We start from the raw sequence: 20,271 nt of genomic DNA, 5'->3' as shown, positions 1-20,271 counted from the left end.
CGTCAGCCGGACAGCCGCAGGCCCTCCACCGCGAGGCGCAGCGGGTGCCCGGCGGGCAGGTTTCGCACCGCCTGCCCGCGCAGCCGCGCCAGCCGGGCCTCCGCGTCCCCGCGTCGGCCCAGTCCGTCCAGCGCCCGCACCCGGCCCAGCTGGGCGGCCACCATCGCGGGATGCCCGTGCCGGGCCTCGGCGTACAGCCGCTGCGAGAGCCGCCCGAACGCGACGTCCGCAGCCCGGAAACGGCCGGCGTCCAGGTGCCGCTCGGCGTCTTCAAGGGTCTGCCAGAGCTGTTCGTCGGTGGCTTCGGCGGGTCCGGGGGTATGGACACCGGTTCTCGACGCGCAGGCGCGGTCGCGGGGGCCGGGGGCGGCGCCGGTGAGCGCCTCCCGCCTGGCGGCGGGGTCCGTGTGGGGCGGTGGTGTCTCGGTGGCTGGGTCTCGGCCGGGGGTCGGGTCGGCGTTGGCTGGTGTCGCTCCGGTCATCCGCTCCCGTTGGGCGATCGGGTCCGCGGGGTGCGGTGGCGTCTGCGCGGCTGGGTCTCGCTCGGCGGTCGGGTGGGGCGGTGCCGTCCCGGTGGCTACGTCTCGTTCGGCGGTCGGGTCGGTGTCGGCCGGTGTCGCTGCGGTGGCCGGCTCCTGCTCGGCGGTCGGGTCGATGGGTGCCGGTGTCGCTCCGGTCACCTCCTCCCGTTCCGCCGCCAGGTCCCGTGCCCCCGCGGGCGGATCCGTGGTGGCGGGTGTCAGGCCTGGCGTGGCCATGGCGTGTTGGCCGGCAGTACCCGGCGTCGGCGGCGTCGGTCGCTGCGTCGGCGTATAGATGGCGTGTCGGCCGCTTGCCGCGTTCAGGCGGTCCAGGGCCGTGCGTAGGCGGATGGCCGTGCCGGCCGCGCTGGGGCGGGTGGCGGGGGTGGGGTGGAGCATCGATGAGATCAGGGCGGTCAGGTCGGGTGGGGCGTCGGGGCGGTATGTGGTGAGTGGGGGTGCCTGTTCGTGCAGGACTTTGTGGAGGGCCGCGGCCGGGTCGGCGGCGGCGAACGGGGAGCCGCCGGCCAGCAGGGCGTACAGCGTCACGCCGAGCGAGAACACGTCCGTCGGACCGGTCAACTCCGCGCCGCGCGCCTGTTCCGGCGAGGCGAAGCCCGGCGTGCAGCCGGGGGAGGCGCCCCGGCGGGTCAGGGCGGGGGCGTTCGGGGTGAGGACGGAGACCAGGCCGAAGTCGCACAGTTTCGGCCGGCCCCGCCCGGTGAGCTGGATGTTGGCGGGCTTCACGTCCCGGTGCCAGATGCCGAGCGCGTGCGCCGCGGCCAGCGCGTCGGCGGCGCGCGCGGCGATGTCCACGGCCCGAGTCAGGGGGAGCGGACCGTGTTCGCGCAGTTCCTGGGCGAGCGACGGGCCGTCGAGGAACTCCATGACGGAGAACCGGGCGCCCCGGTGCACGCCGAGGTCGAAGATCTTGACGATGTGGTCGTGGTCGAGGGCGGCCAGCGCGCGCACCTCCCGGTCGAACCGGGCCACCGCCTCGTCCGCCGGGCCGCCCGGCACCGCGCGCGGCGGCTGCAGCACCTTGACCGCCACCCGCCGCCCGAGCGCCTCGTCGACACCGGCGAACACCCGCCCCTGGCCACCGCTGCCCACCATCCGTTCCAGGCGGTAGCGGCCGGCCAGCAGATCGCCCGCCCCGGCCGTGAACGCCGCCTCGGTCACCGCCGCCCCCGGCGTCCGCGCGGCGCCTCGCCCGGACGGTGCAGCAGGGTCGGCCCGCTGTCCGAAGGCGACAGCGGCCGCGCCGGTCCCTGCTCCGGGTCCTCGAAGAAGTACCGGCGCCCGCTCAGCTCCAGCGCGACCGTCTCGTGCAGCAGGACCAGCTGACCGGTGCGCAGGGGCCACTCGCCGCCCCGGCGCAGTCGTACGTCGTCGCCCGCGCGACGGACGACCGTGCCGTTGGCGCTGGTGTCGCGGACGCGGACCTGCCCGCCGTCGAGGGCGATCGTCACGTGGTTGCGGCTCATCCAGATACGGGCCGCCTCGCCGATCCACGGGGCCAGGGCGATGCCGTCCGACGGCGCCGGTGCGCGGCCGACGGTGATCTCCGCGCCCTCGGCCACCGTGAACCTGGTCCGCACCGCGCCGTCCACCCGCACCTTCAGCTGCGCCCGGGCCGGCACCGTGCCCAATGAAGTGAGCTGGACCTCGTGTGTGGGGCACAGGACCCGGCCGCGACGGTGGCGGGGCAGCGGCTGTCCCGTCGTACGGCCGGGACCGAACAGCGGGCACGCGGCCGCGGGGCAGCGCCAGATCCGGTCGAGCAGCTCGCGGCGGGCGCCGGCGCCACGGCGGTCGTACATGCCGGAGGCGAGCAGGTCGGACTCCTCGCGCTTGCGGGAGATCTGCCACTCCTGCGGTACGGGCATCACGCGCGGGACCACGCTCACACCCCGGCCCGAGGCGTCGGGGACCGGCCGCAGGAAGCTGTCGGTGTTTCCGGCGATCCAGGGGTGGTCGGGGATCTCGTCGAAGAAGTTGTCGCCGGTCACGGCGGGCATGTCCAGGGTCTCGACGAGCTCCAGGATCCGCGGGTCGGCCACCGGCCGTACCTCCAGGCGCCCCTCGGCGGCCCAGCGGGCCAGCAGCGTGCGCTCGGCCGGGTACAGCCGGCCGTCGCCGAGCAGGGAGCCGTCGCAGACGCCGTAGACCCGTACGGAGTCGTCGCGGGCGAACTCCGCGAGTGCGCCGGTGAGCAGCGTGAGCCGCGACAGATCGGCGGGCCGGTCGTTGACCAGCCCCCGCTCGCGCACCACGTTCGCGACGTCCACGACGAAGTCCGCCGTCATGGCGTCGAGGGACAGCCGCGGCTCCCCGTCCGGCCCCCTCCCGCTTCTCATGTCCATGACCGGTCAGCGTAGAAGCAGACGCTGCGGTCTGTGCCGGAAATGCCGCTTCGGCGCATCATGGAGAGACTCGGGGGTTCGGGGAGGTACTCGTGTCCAATCCGTCATGGCAGCCCTGGCAGTCCGGACAGGGTGACCCGCTGCGGGCGCAGGACGTCCCGCAGTCGGGGCAGGATGTGCCGCAGCCGGGGGAGAAGGCCCCACAGCGGCATCAGGGTTTCGGGCAGCCGCCGCAGTCGTGGCAGCCGGTCGCACCGCCGGCGCAGGCCTTCGGGCAGCCGTGGCAGGGGCAGAGCAGCCCGTCCATGCTCGCCGCGCATGCCGACCGCGAGCGGGCCGTGGATGTGCTCAGGGCGGGATACGGGGAGGGGCGGCTGGAGAAGGACGAGTTCGACCGGCGGGTCGCACGGGCCTACGCTGCTCGCACGGTGGGAGAGCTGGCGCTGCTCGTCGCCGACCTGCCGCAGGGTCCCGTGCCGTTCACCCGGCCGGGTCCGCCCGTCCCCGCGACCTTCCTGCCGGCGCCGCCGCCCACGAACGGCAAGGCTGTCGGCTCCATGATCTGCGGGCTGCTCACGCTGTTCACCGCCGGGCTCACCGGCATACCCGCGGTCATCCTCGGTCACTCCGCCCGCAGCGAAATGCAGCGCACCGGCGAGCGCGGCGAGGGGCTGGCGATGACCGGGTTGGTCCTGGGCTGGCTGTCGGTGGCCGGATGGGCGCTGATCATCACCGTCCTCATCGCGGCGGGGCTGGCGTCCTCCGGCTGACCTGCGCGAACCCCCGGCGCCGAGGATCGCGGACCGTGGATTCGAAGATCGCGTACGGTACAGGGTCTTGACATGCACCGCACGCCGATGCGGGCGCGGCCCATTTGTTTTGACCACAGCGAATGAGGTAGGTACGCTCAGACCTTGTGCCTGGGGTGTGCCCTGGCTCTCGTGCGTGCCTTCAACCGCATGGCGAGCCGTCACTGGCCACCGTAATCTGCGCCCTTTTCGCTTCGCGGCGAGAGTCTGCCGGATTCGACACACCCGACCGCGTGGGTCGGCGACGTTCCAGGTTAGCTTCACCTATCGGCACACAGAAACCGGAGAAGTAGTGCCTACGATCCAGCAGCTGGTCCGTAAGGGCCGGCAGGACAAGGTCGAGAAGAACAAGACGCCCGCACTCGAGGGTTCCCCTCAGCGTCGTGGCGTCTGCACGCGTGTGTTCACGACCACCCCGAAGAAGCCGAACTCGGCCCTGCGTAAGGTCGCGCGTGTGCGTCTGACCAGCGGGATCGAGGTCACCGCTTACATTCCGGGTGAGGGACACAACCTGCAGGAGCACTCCATCGTGCTCGTGCGCGGCGGCCGTGTGAAGGACCTGCCGGGTGTTCGCTACAAGATCATCCGTGGCTCCCTCGACACCCAGGGTGTCAAGAACCGCAAGCAGGCCCGTTCCCGCTACGGCGCCAAGAAGGAGAAGTAGAAATGCCTCGTAAGGGCCCCGCCCCGAAGCGCCCGGTCATCATCGACCCGGTCTACGGTTCCCCTCTGGTCACGTCGCTCATCAACAAGGTGCTGCTGAACGGCAAGCGCTCCACCGCCGAGCGCATCGTCTACGGCGCCATGGAGGGTCTGCGTGAGAAGACGGGCAACGACCCGATCATCACGCTGAAGCGCGCGCTGGAGAACATCAAGCCGACCCTCGAGGTCAAGTCCCGCCGTGTCGGTGGTGCGACGTACCAGGTTCCGATCGAGGTCAAGCCCGGTCGTGCCAACACGCTCGCGCTGCGCTGGCTGGTCGGTTACTCCCGCGCCCGTCGCGAGAAGACCATGACCGAGCGTCTGCTCAACGAGCTTCTCGACGCCTCCAACGGCCTTGGTGCCGCTGTGAAGAAGCGCGAGGACACGCACAAGATGGCCGAGTCCAACAAGGCCTTCGCGCACTACCGCTGGTAGTCGCTACCCACATCGAGACCGAGAGAAGACTGAAGCCTTATGGCTACCACTTCACTTGACCTGGCCAAGGTCCGCAACATTGGGATCATGGCCCACATCGACGCGGGCAAGACGACCACCACCGAGCGGATCCTGTTCTACACCGGTGTGTCTTACAAGATCGGTGAGGTCCACGACGGCGCTGCCACCATGGACTGGATGGAGCAGGAGCAGGAGCGTGGCATCACGATCACCTCTGCTGCCACCACCTGTCACTGGCCGCTGGAAGACGTCGACCACACCATCAACATCATCGACACGCCGGGCCACGTCGACTTCACCGTCGAGGTGGAGCGTTCCCTGCGCGTGCTCGACGGTGCCGTGACGGTGTTCGACGGCGTCGCCGGCGTTGAGCCCCAGTCCGAGACGGTGTGGCGTCAGGCGGACCGCTACGGCGTCCCCCGCATCTGCTTCGTCAACAAGCTCGACCGGACCGGTGCCGAGTTCCACCGCTGCGTCGACATGATCTCTGACCGCCTGGGCGCTCAGCCGATCGTCATGCAGCTTCCGATCGGTGCCGAGGCCGACTTCAAGGGCGTCGTCGACCTGGTCACGATGAAGGCGTTCGTGTGGTCCGCCGAGGCCACCAAGGGCGAGATGTACGACATCGTCGACATCCCGGCCACGCACGCCGAGGCTGCCGAGGAGTACCGCGGCAAGCTGGTCGAGGCCGTCGCCGAGAACGACGAAGAGATCATGGAGCTGTACCTGGAGGGCGAAGAGCCTTCCGTGGAGCAGCTGTACGCCGCGATCCGTCGTATCACCATCGCGTCCGGCAAGTCCAAGGACATCACGGTCACCCCGGTGTTCTGCGGCACCGCCTTCAAGAACAAGGGCGTTCAGCCCCTGCTCGACGCGGTCGTGCGCTACCTGCCCTCTCCCGTTGACATCGAGGCCATCGAGGGCCACGACGTCAAGGACGCGGAGACGGTCGTCAAGCGCAAGCCGTCCGACGACGAGCCGCTGTCGGCGCTGGCGTTCAAGATCATGAGCGACCCGCACCTCGGCAAGCTCACCTTCGTCCGGGTGTACTCGGGCCGCCTGGAGTCCGGCACGGCCGTGCTGAACTCCGTCAAGGGCCGCAAGGAGCGCATCGGCAAGATCTACCGCATGCACGCGAACAAGCGTGAGGAGATCGAGTCGGTGGGCGCCGGCGACATCGTCGCCGTGATGGGTCTGAAGCAGACCACGACCGGTGAGACGCTGTGCGACGACAAGGCCCCGGTGATCCTGGAGTCCATGGACTTCCCGGCGCCGGTCATCCAGGTCGCCATCGAGCCCAAGTCGAAGGGCGACCAGGAGAAGCTGGGCATCGCGATCCAGCGCCTGGCCGAGGAGGACCCGTCCTTCCAGGTCCACTCGGACGAGGAGACCGGCCAGACCATCATCGGTGGTATGGGCGAGCTGCACCTCGAGGTGCTGGTCGACCGTATGCGCCGTGAGTTCAAGGTCGAGGCCAACGTCGGCAAGCCGCAGGTCGCGTACCGCGAGACGATCCGCAAGGCCGTCGAGCGCGTGGACTACACCCACAAGAAGCAGACCGGTGGTACCGGTCAGTTCGCCAAGGTGCAGATCGCGATCGAGCCCATCGAGGGCGGCGACGCGTCGTACGAGTTCGTGAACAAGGTCACCGGTGGCCGTATCCCGAAGGAGTACATCCCTTCGGTGGACGCCGGTGCGCAGGAGGCCATGCAGTTCGGCATCCTCGCGGGCTACGAGATGACGGGCGTCCGCGTCACGCTCATCGACGGTGGCTACCACGAGGTCGACTCCTCCGAGCTCGCCTTCAAGATCGCCGGTTCGCAGGCCTTCAAGGAGGCCGCGCGCAAGGCCAGCCCCGTGCTGCTCGAGCCGATGATGGCCGTCGAGGTCACCACGCCCGAGGACTACATGGGTGAGGTCATCGGCGACATCAACTCCCGCCGTGGCCAGATCCAGGCCATGGAGGAGCGGGCCGGTGCCCGCGTCGTGAAGGGCCTCGTGCCCCTCTCGGAGATGTTCGGCTACGTCGGAGACCTCCGCAGCAAGACGTCGGGTCGCGCAAGCTACTCGATGCAGTTCGACTCCTACGCCGAGGTTCCGCGGAACGTCGCCGAGGAGATCATCGCGAAGGCCAAGGGCGAGTAACGCACTGCGTTAACGCGCTGCGTTCACACGCTTTAGGCTTGACTCCGGAGCCTGCCGGGGCATTCACCCGCATTCGTCACCGTTTGCGAGTGGTGCCCCGGGGCCCGGGCACCAACAGCAAAGATCACCTGGCGCCGATGAAGCAAGGCGTTCCAGAACCACTCCACAGGAGGACCCCAGTGGCGAAGGCGAAGTTCGAGCGGACTAAGCCGCACGTCAACATCGGCACCATCGGTCACATCGACCACGGTAAGACGACCCTCACGGCCGCCATTACCAAGGTGCTGCACGACGCGTTCCCGGACCTGAACGAGGCATCGGCGTTCGACCAGATCGACAAGGCTCCCGAAGAGCGCCAGCGCGGTATCACCATCTCCATCGCGCACGTCGAGTACCAGACGGAGACGCGTCACTACGCGCACGTCGACTGCCCCGGTCACGCGGACTACATCAAGAACATGATCACGGGTGCGGCGCAGATGGACGGTGCCATCCTCGTGGTCGCCGCCACCGACGGCCCGATGCCGCAGACCAAGGAGCACGTGCTCCTGGCCCGCCAGGTCGGCGTTCCGTACATCGTCGTCGCCCTGAACAAGGCCGACATGGTGGACGACGAGGAGATCCTGGAGCTCGTCGAGCTCGAGGTCCGCGAGCTGCTCTCCGAGTACGAGTTCCCGGGCGACGACCTGCCGGTCGTCAAGGTCTCGGCGCTCAAGGCCCTCGAGGGCGACAAGGAGTGGGGCCAGTCCGTCCTCGACCTGATGAAGGCCGTCGACGAGAACATCCCGCAGCCCGAGCGTGACGTCGACAAGCCGTTCCTGATGCCGATCGAGGACGTCTTCACGATCACCGGTCGCGGTACGGTCGTCACCGGCCGTATCGAGCGTGGTGTCCTCAAGGTCAACGAGACCGTCGACATCGTGGGCATCAAGCAGGAGAAGACCACCACCACGGTCACCGGCATCGAGATGTTCCGCAAGCTGCTCGACGAGGGCCAGGCCGGTGAGAACGTCGGTCTGCTCCTCCGTGGCATCAAGCGCGAGGACGTCGAGCGCGGCCAGGTCATCATCAAGCCCGGTTCGGTCACCCCGCACACCGAGTTCGAGGCCCAGGCCTACATCCTGTCGAAGGACGAGGGTGGCCGTCACACCCCCTTCTTCAACAACTACCGTCCGCAGTTCTACTTCCGTACGACGGACGTGACCGGCGTCGTGACCCTCCCCGAGGGCACCGAGATGGTCATGCCGGGTGACAACACCGAGATGAAGGTGGAGCTCATCCAGCCCGTCGCCATGGAAGAGGGCCTGAAGTTCGCCATCCGTGAGGGTGGCCGGACGGTCGGCGCCGGCCAGGTCACCAAGATCAACAAGTAAGCTTGTTGGCTTGACCTGGTAGCTCCAGCGCGAGCTCCTGAAGGGGCCCGTACGACTTCGGTCGTACGGGCCCTTTCGCTTGCTCCGCGACCGTCCCGCGTCGAGAGGGCCGACGGTCGCCCGGTGAAGTCTCGGCGAACCTTGCGAGATCACCCGTAGAGGGTTGGACCAACTCCCCGTTTCCGATGTCCAGAATGTTCTTGTCTGTTCGCTGTGTGGCGGTTGTGACCCCCTAGCGTGAGGGGTCGGAACAGGCAGAGACAGGGATGGTCGTTGATGTCCACGATGGTCGACCGGCCGACGCAGCAGTTGCGAGCGGTGCAGGTACGCCGTCAAGCGGCCCCGTTCCGCCGCGAGCGTCCTCGCCTGTACGCCATCGACGGCATCCGCCTCGTCGCCGCCCTGATGGTGGCCGTGCACCACTACGCCGGCAGCTGGCGCGTCGACCAGCCGGCCAACGCCGTCTGGGATCGGCCGGTCTCCGACATCATGCCGACGGTCTTCCACTTCGCCGCCTACGGCTGGATCGGCGTCGAGATCTTCTTCGTGATCAGCGGCTTCGTGATCTGCATGTCCTGCTGGGGGCGTACCCCGCGGGACTTCTTCGTCTCCCGGGTGATCCGCCTGTATCCGGCGTACTGGTTCGGTATCGCCTTCACCACGGCCGTGCTGGTGGTGGCGCCGGGGGTCTGGGACCGGCTGAAGCTGCGCGACATTCTGCTCAACTTCACGATGCTGCAGTCGGGTTCGGGCGTGGCGAGCGTCGACGGCGTCTACTGGACGCTCTGGTCGGAGCTGCGCTTCTATCTGCTCTTCATGGTGGTCGTCGCCACCGGGCTGACGTACCGCAAGGTCGTGATCTTCTGCTGTGTGTGGGGCGCGGCCGCGATGCTCGCGCCGGTGGCGAAGTTCCACCTCCTGACGCTGGCCGCCAACCCGGAGGGTGCCTGGTTCTTCATCGCCGGCCTCGCCCTCTACCTCATGCACCGCTTCGGCCAGGACCTGCTGCTGTGGGGGATCCTCGCGATGGCGTGGCTGATGGGGCAGCGGGAGCTGGGCCTGCGGATCGACAACACCGAGCATGTCTCCGGGTGGCGGGGGAGCATGGTGATCTACACCGTGTTCCTGCTGGTCATGGTCGCGATCGCGCTGGGCGCGACGGACCGGGTCCGGTGGAAGTGGCTGGTGACTGCGGGCAGCCTGACGTATCCGTTGTACTTGATCCACTATGTGGCCGGTACGACGTTGATCGGGCGGCTGCACGGCACGATGGATCCCCGGTTGCTGGTGGCCGGCGTGATCGGCGGGTTCCTGGTGCTGAGCTGGCTTGTTCACCGGTTGGTGGAACGGCCTGCGGCGCGGGTGCTGAAGCGGGGGCTGGATGCGTCGTTTGCGCGCCTGCGGCACGCCGGCGCTTAGCTTGCCCCCTGGGAAGTGCCGCGATTGGTCGTTGGTCGTCTGCAGGCGCTTCGTGGCTGGTCGCGCAGTTCCCCGCGCCCCTCAGGGGCGCAGCAGGGTCACCGCTCGGTTGAATGCCGAGTCCCTGTTATTGGTGAACTCCTCCTTTGTGAAGACCGGTTCGGTGATCTGTGGCGGAATACCTGTGCCGTCGAAGGTGTGGCCGGTGCGGGTCAGGAACTCCTCGTTGGGCAGCCAGGCGGTCATGCCGTCCGGCAGTTTGCGGGTCATGACGTCCGAGAAGACGCCCTGCGTGGCCTGTCCGATGCGTACCGTCCTGCCGGGGCGGTCTATGAGGGCCTGGGTGAACGTCTCGCCCGCGCTCACCGTGGAGCCGCCGGTCAGGACGGCGACGGGGCCGGTGTAGCGGGGCGCGTGGGCGGGGACCACGGGTACCGGCTCGGGGCGGGTGTGCCGGGTCGGGTCGGCGGGGTCGTTGCGGGCGCGCTTGGCGTAGGCGATGTAGGGCCGGTCGGTGAGGCGCTCGGCGATGTGGATGCCGAGGGCGTCGGAGCCGCCGCCGTTGATGCGCAGGTCGATGATCAGGCCCGGCAGGCGGCGGCTGCGGTCGGCGGTGAGGACGGTGTCGAGTGCCTTGTCGAGCTCGGCCAGGTTGGCGGCGTACGAGCCGCGGTCGGCGGTCGTGTATCCGCCGAAGCCGGAGATGCGCAGGTAGCCGGGGCCGCCGTCGGGGAGGTCGGCGTAGGTGATGCGGCCGGCGGCGAAGTCCCGTCGGTAGGGGGCGTCCTTGAGGTCGCGCCCGACGATGAACTTCTTGACCCTGGCGTCCAGCGTGTCCGAGGGCATCTCGGTGCCGGGTCGGCCCTGGGCGAAGACGCGCTTGCCGTCCTGTACGGCGACATGGGCGTCGTGGAGCGGGGCGACCATGCGGCTGAAGACGTCGAAGAGCTCCGAGCGGGTTGTGTCCTTGTGGACCAGCGACCGGTAACGGTCGCGCACGGCATGCCAGTCGATGCCCTTGGCGGCGAAGAAGGGGTAGTTCTCCTCGAAGGACTGCCAGAAGACGTCGAAGGCGGTACGGGGGTCCGTGGGCGTCCGCCGGGTGCACTCCTCGGGCAGCGCCCCGATCCGCCGCAGCTGCCGGTGGCCCACGGAACTGTCCGCCGACAGCTGCGCATGATCGCGATCCCGCCCGAGACGTACGGTCAGCACGGTGCCGTCGGCCGTGTACGTCCCCGGGCCCGTCTGCCGCGCCGAGTCGCCCTTGAGGCAGCTCACCGCGGTGGTCTGGTACTCCTGGTAGACCCCGTGGCCGAGGGCGAGGACGGTTCCGTAGCCGTCCATGCGCCACAGGCCGTCGGTGCCGGGTTCGCCGGCGTCGGCCACGGCGGTCGGTGCGGCTCCCGCCGCCAGGGTCAGGATGACGGCGGTGGCCGTGACGATGCGCACGAGCAGTCCTTCCGGTGGGTGCAAGGTGTGCAACCACCGTGGCCGGGGCGGCTTCCCCCGGACCATCCGGCAAGCCGGTGTATCGGGGTGGGGGAAGCCCCAGGGAAGTCAGAAACCCCTGGTCACGGCGTCACAACCTTGCCGCCGAAGGTCACGGCGAGGTGGCCGTCCGAGGCGAAGGACCAGCCGAGGGCGCCACTGTAGGAGGAGCACCGGGAGCCGTTCGTGCCGCTGTAGAACTGGTTGGAGCTGTCGGCGTCGCCGACGGTCTTGTCGTTCGAGCCGCTGACGTTGAAGCGGCACGAGGTGTTCGTCCGGAACACGGACGTCCCCTTGTCGAACGAGAAGTTGCGCTCGGCGTTGTCGATGCCGACGTTGTTCGAGACGGCCATCGTGCCCGGGTTGCTGTTGTACGTGAACCCGTGATGGCCGTTGCCGTACGCGATGTCGTGCCGGACCACATGGTTGACCGCGATGTCGTCGCCGCCGAGCTTGTAGCCGTTGCGGTCGCCGTTCGCGTTCTGGGTGCCGTCGGTGAGGGTGCCGTTGCCGTAGGAGAGGGAGTACTCGATGGTCACCGGGCCGATGGCGCCCGTGTCGGTCTTGGTGTAGAGGTCCCAGCCGTCGTCGATGTTGTTGTGGGAGACGTCGTAACGGAAGACGTTCCCGGTGCCGGTGGTGAGCTTCGAGGCGAAACCGTCGGCGTTCTCGCCGCCGGAGTCCTCGTTGTCGTGCGACTCCGAGCTCACGATCAGGTTGTTCGACGGCCACTGGCTGCTGGGGGTGCTGGAGGAGATCCGGCCGAGCTGCAGGCCCGTGTCGCGGTTGTACGCCGTCACCGTGCGCTCGATGACGTTGTTGCTGCCGCCGACGTAGATCCCGTTGTCGCCGGCGTGCTCGACGGTGAGGCCGTTGACGTGCCAGTAATCGGCGTTCAGCTGGAGCCCGCGGTTCGACGAACTCTCGCTCTGCGCCGAGAAGTTGAGCACCGGGGTCTCGCCCGGGTAGGCGGACAGGGTGGTACGGGCGCTCGAGGTGCCGTTGCTGCCGGCCGGGATCGTGACCGTCGACGAGTAGTTGTACGTCCCGCCGCGCAGGTAGATGGTGCCGCCGGATGCGATGCGGCTGATCGCCGTGGCGAGCGTGGTCGGGGCGGACTGTGTGCCGGCCGCGCCGGCGGTGCCGCTCGGCGACACGTACTGCGTGGCGCTCGCGGCCTGCGCCGGGGTGCCGGACAGCGCGACGAGCGCGCCGGACAGCAGGCTGACACACGCGATGACGGGTCTCACTTGCATGGTGGTGCCTCCGGGTTCGTCCGTGACCAGGGGTGCCGGATGCCGTGCAGGGAAAGCGCTTTCCGTCGTGCTCAACCGGGAACGTAAGCGCTTGCTATGGACGCGTCAATAGATCGGTACTTGATTCTTATTCACGGACATGAACACGCATGAGGGGGTGTCAGGTGTGCGACTAGGGCGCGTGTTTGACCTGCGTCACTCCGGGGGTATTCTCTCCGGCTCGATTGGCCAGGCCCCTGCCCCATATGGCAGACTGTCGGAGTTGCTCGGTCGAGTGTTGATGCTGCGCGCCTCCCGCCGGGAGGACCGGAAGCGAGTCCCACAGTACTCGTCGCCCTAACTGCCGTAAGGCAGCACTGGGGCGGACGTACGGGAATCTTCCGGGAAGTGTCAGTGCGGCACCGACCAGGCACCCGGTGGACTTCTCGTCCTCGGCTTGCGGTTCCGGAAGGGCCGTGTTTTCCCGGCAGGGATGTTCGAACAAGGGACATCTGTGTCGGTGAGAGCGCGACACACCCGACCGCGTGGGTCGGAGGAGAAGGGTACGGAACCACCGGGTTCCAGAGCTGTAAAAGAGACAGGACTACTGAGTAGCCATGGCGGGACAGAAGATCCGCATCCGGCTCAAGGCCTACGACCACGAGGTCATCGACTCCTCGGCGAAGAAGATCGTCGAGACGGTGACCCGCACTGGTGCGTCGGTCGCGGGCCCGGTGCCGCTGCCCACTGAGAAGAACGTGTACTGCGTCATCAAGTCGCCGCACAAGTACAAGGACTCGCGCGAGCACTTCGAGATGCGCACGCACAAGCGCCTGATCGACATCCTCGACCCGACGCCCAAGACCGTTGACTCTCTGATGCGACTCGACCTCCCGGCCGGTGTCGACATCGAGATCAAGCTCTGAGGGTCGGTGATCTGAGAATGGCTAAGCAGATCAAGGGCATCCTGGGCGAGAAGCTCGGCATGACGCAGGTGTGGGACGAGAACAACCGTGTTGTTCCGGTCACCGTCGTCAAGGCCGGCCCGAACGTCGTCACCCAGGTGCGTACGAACGACAGCGACGGCTACGAGTCGGTCCAGATCGCCTTCGGCGAGATCGACCCGCGCAAGGTGAACAAGCCCCTCAAGGGCCACTTCGCCAAGGCCGACGTCACTCCCCGCCGCCACCTCGTCGAGATCCGTACCGCTGACGCCAGCGAGTACACCCTCGGCCAGGAGATCACCGCCGAGGTGTTCGAGGCCGGCATCAAGGTCGACGTGACCGGCAAGAGCAAGGGCAAGGGCTTCGCCGGTGTCATGAAGCGTCACAACTTCAAGGGCCTCGGCGCCGGACACGGCACCCAGCGCAAGCACCGCTCTCCCGGCTCCATCGGTGGCTGCGCCACCCCGGGCCGTGTGTTCAAGGGCCTCCGCATGGCGGGTCGCATGGGCAACGAGCGTGTCACCACCCAGAACCTGACCGTCCACGCCGTTGACGCGGAGAAGGGTCTGCTGCTCATCAAGGGCGCGGTTCCCGGTCCGAACGGCGGCCTCGTCCTGGTCCGCACCGCGGCCAAGGGGGCCTGAGGTACCGATGAGCACTGTTGACATCCTTTCGCCTGCGGGCGAGAAGACCGGTAGCGTCGAGCTCCCCGCGGAGATCTTCGGCGTGGAGAAGATCAGCATCCCGCTGCTTCACCAGGTCGTCGTCGCGCAGAACGCCGCTGCCCGCCAGGGCACGCACAAGACCAAGCGTCGCGGTGAAGTCCGTGGTGGCGGCAAGAAGCCGTACCGCCAGAAGGGCACCGGCCGCGCCCGTCAGGGCTCGACCCGTGCGCCGCAGTTCGCCGGCGGTGGCGTCGTCCACGGCCCGCAGCCGCGTGACTACTCGCAGCGGACCCCCAAGAAGATGAAGGCCGCGGCCCTGCGCCACGCCCTCACCGACCGGGCCCGCCACAACCGCATCCACGTCGTCTCCGGCGTCATCGAGGGTGAGAACCCGTCGACGAAGGCCGCCCGGACGCTGTTCGGCAAGATCTCGGAGCGCAAGAACCTGCTCCTGGTCGTCGAGCGCGCCGACGAGGCCGCGTGGCTGTCCGCCCGCAACCTGCCCCAGGTCCACATCCTGGAGCCGGGCCAGCTGAACACGTACGACGTTCTCGTCTCGGACGACGTGGTCTTCACCCAGGCCGCTTTCGAGTCCTTCGTGTCTGGCCCCAAGGCCGCTGACACCGAAGGGAGCGAAGCCTGATGGCTACGCGTCACCCCAGCATTGCCTCCAAGGCGGCCAAGGCCGCCAAGGCCGCGCGCGTCGCCAAGGCGCGTCGCCACGAGGCCGAGGGCAAGAACACCGTCGAGACGCCGCTGAGCAAGTCGTACACGGACCCCCGTGACGTCCTGCTGAAGCCGGTCGTCTCCGAGAAGAGCTACGCGCTTCTCGACGAGAACAAGTACACGTTCATCGTCGACCCGAGTGCCAACAAGACCCAGATCAAGCAGGCCGTCCAGGCGGTCTTCTCGGTCAAGGTCACCGGGGTCAACACGATCAACCGCATCGGCAAGCGCAAGCGGACCCGCACCGGCTTCGGCCAGCGTGCGGCGACCAAGCGCGCGATCGTGACCCTCGCCGAGGGCGACCGTATCGACATCTTCGGCGGTCCGACCGCGTAAGCGGGTCGGATCGTCCGATATCGGACGAGGACTGAGAAATGGGAATCCGCAAGTACAAGCCGACTACGCCGGGCCGCCGTGGCTCCAGCGTCGCCGACTTCGTCGAGGTCACGCGGTCCACGCCGGAGAAGTCGCTGGTCCGCCCGCTGCACAGCAAGGGCGGCCGTAACAACGCCGGTCGTGTGACCGTTCGCCACCAGGGTGGCGGACACAAGCGCGCCTACCGAGTGATCGACTTCCGTCGTCACGACAAGGACGGCGTGCCGGCGAAGGTCGCGCACATCGAGTACGACCCCAACCGCACCGCGCGCATCGCGCTGCTCCACTACGTGGACGGCGAGAAGCGCTACATCCTGGCGCCGAAGGGCCTGAACCAGGGCGACCGGATCGAGAACGGTCCGGGCGCCGACATCAAGCCCGGCAACAACCTGGCGCTGCGCAACATCCCCGTCGGTACGACGATCCACTCCGTGGAGCTTCGTCCGGGCGGTGGCGCCAAGTTCGCCCGCTCCGCCGGTGCCTCCGTGCAGCTGCTCGCGAAGGAGGGCACGATGGCCCACCTTCGTATGCCGTCCGGTGAGATCCGCCTGGTCGACCAGCGCTGCCGCGCCACGGTCGGCGAGGTCGGCAACGCCGAGCAGAGCAACATCAACTGGGGCAAGGCCGGCCGCAAGCGCTGGCTGGGCGTCCGCCCGACCGTTCGCGGTGTGGCGATGAACCCGGTTGACCACCCGCACGGTGGTGGTGAGGGCAAGACCTCCGGTGGTCGCCACCCGGTCAGCCCCTGGGGTCAGAAGGAAGGTCGTACTCGTTCGCCGAAGAAGGCTTCGAACAAGTACATCGTCCGCCGCCGCAAGACGAACAAGAAGCGCTAGGAGCGGGTTTAGATGCCGCGCAGTCTCAAGAAGGGGCCCTTCGTCGACGACCACCTCGTAAAGAAGGTGGACGCCCAGAACGAAGCCGGTTCCAAGAACGTCATCAAGACCTGGTCCCGTCGCTCGATGATCGTCCCGGCCATGCTCGGCCACACGATCGCGGTGCACAACGGCAAGACCCACATCCCGGTGTTCGTCACCGAGTCGATGGTCGGCCACAAGCTCGGCGAGTTCTCGCCGACGCGCACCTTCCGGGGCCACGTCAAGGACGACCGGAAGTCGAAGCGCCGCTAGTAGCGGATCGCATTCAGACACGTAAGTAACTGAGAGGGACAACCATGGAAGCCAGGGCCCAGGCGCGGTACATCCGCGTTACGCCCATGAAGGCCCGCCGCGTGGTGGACCTTATCCGTGGCATGGACGCCACGGAGGCTCAGGCTGTTCTGCGATTCGCTCCGCAGGCAGCCTCCGTGCCCGTCGGCAAGGTGCTCGACAGCGCCATCGCCAACGCCGCGCACAACTACGACCACACCGACGCCGACAGCCTCTTCATCTCCGAGGCGTACGTCGACGAGGGCCCGACCCTGAAGCGGTTCCGGCCGCGCGCCCAGGGCCGTGCCTACCGGATCCGCAAGCGGACCAGCCACATCACCGTGGTCGTCAGCAGCAAGGAAGGAACCCGGTAATGGGCCAGAAGGTTAACCCGCATGGGTTCCGGCTCGGCATCACCACGGACTTCAAGTCCCGTTGGTACGCCGACAAGCTGTACAAGGACTACGTCAAGGAAGACGTCGCCATCCGTCGGATGATGACGTCCGGCATGGAGCGCGCCGGCATCTCGAAGGTGGAGATCGAGCGCACCCGTGACCGCGTGCGTGTGGACATCCACACCGCTCGTCCGGGCATCGTCATCGGCCGCCGTGGCGCCGAGGCCGACCGCATCCGCGGTGACCTCGAGAAGCTCACGGGCAAGCAGGTCCAGCTGAACATCCTCGAGGTCAAGAACCCCGAGACGGACGCTCAGCTGGTTGCTCAGGCCGTCGCCGAGCAGCTCTCCTCCCGCGTCTCCTTCCGCCGCGCCATGCGTAAGAGCATGCAGTCGGCGATGAAGGCCGGCGCCAAGGGCATCAAGATCCAGTGCGGTGGCCGCCTCGGCGGCGCCGAGATGTCCCGCTCGGAGTTCTACCGCGAGGGCCGTGTGCCCCTGCACACGCTCCGCGCGAACGTGGACTACGGCTTCTTCGAGGCCAAGACGACCTTCGGCCGTATCGGTGTGAAGGTCTGGATCTACAAGGGCGACGTCAAGAACATCGCCGAGGTCCGCGCCGAGAACGCTGCGGCCCGTGCGGGTAACCGCCCGGCCCGTGGTGGCGCCGACCGCCCGGCCCGTGGTGGCCGTGGCGGCGAGCGTGGCGGGCGCGGTCGCAAGCCGCAGCAGGCTGCAGGCGCCGAGGCCCCCAAGGCCGAGGCTCCCGCCGCCGCTCCGGCTGAGAGCACCGGAACGGAGGCCTGACCGACATGCTGATCCCCCGTAGGGTCAAGCACCGCAAGCAGCACCACCCGGGACGCAGCGGCGCTGCCAAGGGTGGCACGCAGGTTGCGTTCGGCGAGTACGGCATCCAGGCGCTCACCCCGGCCTACGTGACGAACCGTCAGATCGAGGCCGCTCGTATCGCCATGACGCGTCACATCAAGCGTGGTGGCAAGGTCTGGATCAACATCTACCCGGACCGTCCCCTCACCAAGAAGCCTGCCGAGACCCGCATGGGTTCCGGTAAGGGTTCCCCGGAGTGGTGGATCGCCAACGTCAAGCCCGGACGCGTGATGTTCGAGCTGTCGTACCCCAACGAGAAGATTGCGCGTGAGGCCCTCACTCGTGCAGCGCACAAGCTGCCGATGAAGTGCCGGATCGTCAAGCGCGAGGCAGGTGAAGCGTGATGTCGGCCGGTACCAAGGCGTCCGAGCTGCGCGAGCTGGGTGACGAGGAGCTGCTGAACAAGCTCCGCGAAGCCAAGGAAGAGCTGTTCAACCTCCGCTTCCAGGCGGCGACTGGTCAGCTCGAGAACCACGGCCGTCTGAAGGCGGTCCGCAAGGACATCGCGCGGATCTACACCCTGATGCGCGAGCGTGAGCTGGGCATCGAAACGGTGGAGAACGCCTGATGAGCGAGAGCAATGTGACTGAAGAGCAGACGACCGAGGCACGTGGCGCCCGCAAGACCCGTGAGGGTCTCGTCGTCAGCGACAAGATGGACAAGACCGTCGTCGTCGCTGTCGAGGACCGCGTGAAGCACGCGCTGTACGGCAAGGTCATCCGCCGTACGAACAAGCTCAAGGCGCACGACGAGCAGAACGCCGCGGGCGTCGGCGACCGTGTCCTCCTCGCGGAGACCCGGCCGCTGTCCGCGACGAAGCGCTGGCGCGTCGTCGAGATCCTCGAGAAGGCCAAGTAATTCCTGCGGGGGTAATCCCGCAGGACAGTTCCGCCAGGCTCGGCAGGGGCTCAACTCCCGTAAGGGATAGGGCCCCTGCCGGGAACCGGCAGACAAACAGGAGATAGACGTGATCCAGCAGGAGTCGCGACTGCGCGTCGCCGACAACACTGGTGCGAAGGAAATCCTTTGCATCCGTGTGCTCGGTGGCTCCGGTCGCCGCTACGCGGGCATCGGTGACGTCATCGTCGCCACCGTCAAGGACGCGATCCCCGGTGGCAACGTGAAGAAGGGTGACGTCGTCAAGGCGGTCATCGTTCGCACCGTCAAGGAGCGCCGCCGTCCGGACGGCTCGTACATCCGCTTCGACGAGAACGCCGCCGTCATTCTGAAGAACGACGGCGACCCTCGCGGCACCCGCATCTTCGGCCCGGTCGGGCGTGAGCTGCGCGAGAAGAAGTTCATGAAGATCATCTCGCTGGCTCCGGAGGTGCTGTAAGCATGAAGATCAAGAAGGGCGACCTGGTCCAGGTCATCACCGGCAAGGACAAGGGCAAGCAGGGCAAGGTCATTGCCGCTTACCCGCGCGACGAGCGTGTCCTGGTCGAGGGTGTCAACCGGGTCAAGAAGCACACCAAGGCCGGTCCGACCGCCAGCGGTTCGCAGGCCGGCGGCATCGTCACGACCGAGGCGCCGATCCACGTCTCCAACGTCCAGCTGGTCGTTGAGAAGGACGGCAACAAGGTCGTCACGCGTGTCGGTTACCGCTTCGACGACGAGGGCAACAAGATCCGCGTTGCCAAGCGGACGGGTGAGGACATCTGATGGCTACCACCACCACTCCGCGTCTCAAGACGAAGTACCGCGAGGAGATCGCGGGCAAGCTGCGTGACGAGTTCAAGTACGAGAACGTCATGCAGATCCCCGGCCTCGTCAAGATCGTGGTCAACATGGGTGTGGGCGACGCCGCCCGCGACTCCAAGCTGATCGATGGCGCCATCCGCGACCTCACCACGATCACCGGTCAGAAGCCGGCCGTCACCAAGGCCCGCAAGTCCATCGCGCAGTTCAAGCTGCGTGAGGGTCAGCCGATCGGTGCCCACGTCACGCTCCGTGGCGACCGCATGTGGGAGTTCCTGGACCGCACCCTGTCGCTCGCGCTCCCGCGCATCCGCGACTTCCGTGGTCTGTCCCCCAAGCAGTTCGACGGCCGTGGCAACTACACCTTCGGTCTCACGGAGCAGGTCATGTTCCACGAGATCGACCAGGACAAGATCGACCGTACCCGGGGTATGGACATCACCGTGGTCACCACGGCGACCAACGACGCTGAGGGCCGCGCGCTCCTTCGTCACCTCGGCTTCCCGTTCAAGGAGGCGTGAGCGAGATGGCGAAGAAGGCTCTGATTGCCAAGGCTGCTCGCAAGCCCAAGTTCGGTGTGCGTGGCTACACGCGCTGCCAGCGCTGCGGCCGTCCGCACTCCGTGTACCGCAAGTTCGGCCTGTGCCGCGTGTGCCTTCGTGAGATGGCTCACCGTGGCGAGCTGCCGGGCGTGACCAAGAGCTCCTGGTAATCCCCCTTTTAGGGATTCCAAGGGCTCTCGGTAAGCAATGGGCGTGTCAGGCGCCCTCCCTTCCATGGCTTAGGCTTGGAGGGTTGGGCGCCTGACGGTCGCCTTTACGACTTACTACGCCGTAGGTCCACCGTGCCGCACCCGCCCCGTCTCGGATCGGGGAGAGGGATGGCGCACCAGGAAACCCCGGCGAGAGAGGCCGAAGGC

At 67.7% G+C, this 20,271-nt stretch carries 25 protein-coding genes; 21 read left to right on the top strand and 4 right to left on the bottom strand.

Annotated elements, in window-relative coordinates; translation table 11 throughout:
- Positions 1 to 2: 2 nt before the first annotated feature.
- Together P2Q00_RS27560 and P2Q00_RS27555 are read right to left on the bottom strand one after the other, a co-directional pair.
- Positions 3 to 1,703 carry a protein kinase domain-containing protein gene (locus P2Q00_RS27560; protein ID WP_275775539.1) on the bottom strand — a complete coding sequence of 567 codons (1,701 nt, stop codon included), beginning with the start codon at positions 1,701 to 1,703 and terminating at the stop codon, positions 3 to 5.
- A complete protein-coding gene (locus tag P2Q00_RS27555; RefSeq protein ID WP_275775537.1) occupies positions 1,700 to 2,887 on the bottom strand; it encodes an FHA domain-containing protein in 1,188 nt (395 codons plus the stop codon). Before P2Q00_RS27555 ends, P2Q00_RS27560 begins: the two co-directional genes overlap by 4 nt.
- A 176-nt stretch (positions 2,888 to 3,063) precedes the next feature.
- On the opposite strand from P2Q00_RS27555, the gene P2Q00_RS27550 reads away from it, so the two are divergent.
- The 6 genes from P2Q00_RS27550 to P2Q00_RS27525 all read left to right on the top strand — a co-directional run bounded on the left by P2Q00_RS27550 (position 3,064) and on the right by P2Q00_RS27525 (position 9,791).
- A complete protein-coding gene (locus tag P2Q00_RS27550) occupies positions 3,064 to 3,657 on the top strand; it encodes a DUF1707 and DUF4190 domain-containing protein (RefSeq protein ID WP_425579601.1) in 594 nt (197 codons plus the stop codon).
- Between the two features lie 331 nt (positions 3,658 to 3,988).
- Positions 3,989 to 4,360 carry a 30S ribosomal protein S12 gene (gene rpsL, locus P2Q00_RS27545; protein ID WP_003948652.1) on the top strand — a complete coding sequence of 124 codons (372 nt, stop codon included), beginning with the start codon at positions 3,989 to 3,991 and terminating at the stop codon, positions 4,358 to 4,360.
- 2 nt (positions 4,361 to 4,362) lie between these two features.
- Positions 4,363 to 4,833: a 30S ribosomal protein S7 gene (rpsG, locus tag P2Q00_RS27540; RefSeq protein ID WP_003992340.1), complete on the top strand. Its 471-nt coding sequence runs from the start codon at positions 4,363 to 4,365 to the stop codon at positions 4,831 to 4,833.
- A gap of 39 nt (positions 4,834 to 4,872) precedes the next feature.
- The gene (gene fusA / locus P2Q00_RS27535) at positions 4,873 to 6,999 is read left to right on the top strand and encodes an elongation factor G (RefSeq protein ID WP_275775536.1); all 2,127 of its coding nucleotides are present in this window, start codon (positions 4,873 to 4,875) and stop codon (positions 6,997 to 6,999) included.
- Between the two features lie 179 nt (positions 7,000 to 7,178).
- Positions 7,179 to 8,372, top strand: a complete 1,194-nt coding sequence (tuf, locus tag P2Q00_RS27530) for an elongation factor Tu (RefSeq protein WP_275775534.1) — start codon at positions 7,179 to 7,181, stop codon at positions 8,370 to 8,372.
- 276 nt (positions 8,373 to 8,648) lie between these two features.
- Positions 8,649 to 9,791, top strand: a complete 1,143-nt coding sequence (locus tag P2Q00_RS27525) for an acyltransferase family protein (protein WP_275775532.1) — start codon at positions 8,649 to 8,651, stop codon at positions 9,789 to 9,791.
- 81 nt (positions 9,792 to 9,872) lie between these two features.
- On the opposite strand, the gene P2Q00_RS27520 is transcribed toward P2Q00_RS27525, so the two are convergent.
- Both P2Q00_RS27520 and P2Q00_RS27515 read right to left on the bottom strand, forming a co-directional pair.
- Complete coding sequence (locus P2Q00_RS27520) at positions 9,873 to 11,240, bottom strand: S41 family peptidase (RefSeq protein WP_275775531.1); 1,368 nt, start codon at positions 11,238 to 11,240, stop codon at positions 9,873 to 9,875.
- A 122-nt stretch (positions 11,241 to 11,362) separates the two neighbouring features.
- Positions 11,363 to 12,535: a right-handed parallel beta-helix repeat-containing protein gene (locus P2Q00_RS27515; RefSeq protein WP_338059346.1), complete on the bottom strand. Its 1,173-nt coding sequence runs from the start codon at positions 12,533 to 12,535 to the stop codon at positions 11,363 to 11,365.
- 596 nt (positions 12,536 to 13,131) lie between these two features.
- Here P2Q00_RS27515 and rpsJ point away from each other — a divergent pair.
- The 15 genes from rpsJ to P2Q00_RS27440 all read left to right on the top strand — a co-directional run bounded on the left by rpsJ (position 13,132) and on the right by P2Q00_RS27440 (position 20,064).
- Positions 13,132 to 13,440, top strand: a complete 309-nt coding sequence (gene rpsJ, locus P2Q00_RS27510) for a 30S ribosomal protein S10 (RefSeq protein WP_003948644.1) — start codon at positions 13,132 to 13,134, stop codon at positions 13,438 to 13,440.
- 17 nt (positions 13,441 to 13,457) lie between these two features.
- Positions 13,458 to 14,102, top strand: a complete 645-nt coding sequence (gene rplC / locus P2Q00_RS27505; protein ID WP_053753931.1) for a 50S ribosomal protein L3 — start codon at positions 13,458 to 13,460, stop codon at positions 14,100 to 14,102.
- Positions 14,103 to 14,109: 7 nt separating this feature from the next.
- Positions 14,110 to 14,766: a 50S ribosomal protein L4 gene (gene rplD / locus P2Q00_RS27500; protein WP_275775528.1), complete on the top strand. Its 657-nt coding sequence runs from the start codon at positions 14,110 to 14,112 to the stop codon at positions 14,764 to 14,766.
- Positions 14,766 to 15,185 (top strand): 50S ribosomal protein L23, encoded by a 420-nt coding sequence (gene rplW, locus P2Q00_RS27495; protein WP_030930522.1) that lies wholly within the window; start codon positions 14,766 to 14,768, stop codon positions 15,183 to 15,185. Before rplD ends, rplW begins: the two co-directional genes overlap by 1 nt.
- A 38-nt stretch (positions 15,186 to 15,223) precedes the next feature.
- Positions 15,224 to 16,060, top strand: a complete 837-nt coding sequence (rplB, locus tag P2Q00_RS27490) for a 50S ribosomal protein L2 (protein WP_275775526.1) — start codon at positions 15,224 to 15,226, stop codon at positions 16,058 to 16,060.
- A 12-nt stretch (positions 16,061 to 16,072) separates the two neighbouring features.
- On the top strand, positions 16,073 to 16,354 hold the full coding sequence (gene rpsS, locus P2Q00_RS27485; RefSeq protein WP_275775525.1) for a 30S ribosomal protein S19: 282 nt from the start codon (positions 16,073 to 16,075) through the stop codon (positions 16,352 to 16,354).
- 44 nt (positions 16,355 to 16,398) lie between these two features.
- The gene (gene rplV / locus P2Q00_RS27480) at positions 16,399 to 16,746 is read left to right on the top strand and encodes a 50S ribosomal protein L22 (RefSeq protein WP_003974262.1); all 348 of its coding nucleotides are present in this window, start codon (positions 16,399 to 16,401) and stop codon (positions 16,744 to 16,746) included.
- Positions 16,746 to 17,573, top strand: a complete 828-nt coding sequence (gene rpsC / locus P2Q00_RS27475; RefSeq protein ID WP_266958983.1) for a 30S ribosomal protein S3 — start codon at positions 16,746 to 16,748, stop codon at positions 17,571 to 17,573. Before rplV ends, rpsC begins: the two co-directional genes overlap by 1 nt.
- A 5-nt stretch (positions 17,574 to 17,578) precedes the next feature.
- Positions 17,579 to 17,998 carry a 50S ribosomal protein L16 gene (gene rplP / locus P2Q00_RS27470; RefSeq protein ID WP_266958985.1) on the top strand — a complete coding sequence of 140 codons (420 nt, stop codon included), beginning with the start codon at positions 17,579 to 17,581 and terminating at the stop codon, positions 17,996 to 17,998.
- Positions 17,998 to 18,222: a 50S ribosomal protein L29 gene (gene rpmC, locus P2Q00_RS27465; protein ID WP_030671810.1), complete on the top strand. Its 225-nt coding sequence runs from the start codon at positions 17,998 to 18,000 to the stop codon at positions 18,220 to 18,222. Before rplP ends, rpmC begins: the two co-directional genes overlap by 1 nt.
- Positions 18,222 to 18,512 (top strand): 30S ribosomal protein S17, encoded by a 291-nt coding sequence (gene rpsQ / locus P2Q00_RS27460; RefSeq protein ID WP_099930779.1) that lies wholly within the window; start codon positions 18,222 to 18,224, stop codon positions 18,510 to 18,512. The genes rpmC and rpsQ overlap by 1 nt, the downstream gene beginning before the upstream one ends.
- A 109-nt stretch (positions 18,513 to 18,621) precedes the next feature.
- Positions 18,622 to 18,990 (top strand): 50S ribosomal protein L14, encoded by a 369-nt coding sequence (rplN, locus tag P2Q00_RS27455; RefSeq protein WP_003998823.1) that lies wholly within the window; start codon positions 18,622 to 18,624, stop codon positions 18,988 to 18,990.
- 2 nt (positions 18,991 to 18,992) lie between these two features.
- Entirely contained in the window at positions 18,993 to 19,316 is a 324-nt protein-coding gene (gene rplX / locus P2Q00_RS27450) for a 50S ribosomal protein L24 (RefSeq protein ID WP_018543913.1), read from the top strand.
- Positions 19,316 to 19,873, top strand: coding sequence for a 50S ribosomal protein L5 (rplE, locus tag P2Q00_RS27445; RefSeq protein WP_007384074.1), 558 nt, complete (start codon positions 19,316 to 19,318; stop codon positions 19,871 to 19,873). Before rplX ends, rplE begins: the two co-directional genes overlap by 1 nt.
- 5 nt (positions 19,874 to 19,878) lie before the next feature.
- The gene (locus P2Q00_RS27440) at positions 19,879 to 20,064 is read left to right on the top strand and encodes a type Z 30S ribosomal protein S14 (protein WP_003948630.1); all 186 of its coding nucleotides are present in this window, start codon (positions 19,879 to 19,881) and stop codon (positions 20,062 to 20,064) included.
- The last annotated feature ends 207 nt before the right edge of the window (positions 20,065 to 20,271 follow it).

Origin of the sequence: Streptomyces coacervatus (assembly GCF_029223485.1) — a bacterium.
Taxonomy (GTDB): Bacteria; Actinomycetota; Actinomycetes; order Streptomycetales; family Streptomycetaceae; genus Streptomyces; species Streptomyces coacervatus.
The sequence above is the reverse complement of the archived record's forward strand: the minus strand, read 5'-3'. Positions and strand labels throughout refer to the sequence as shown.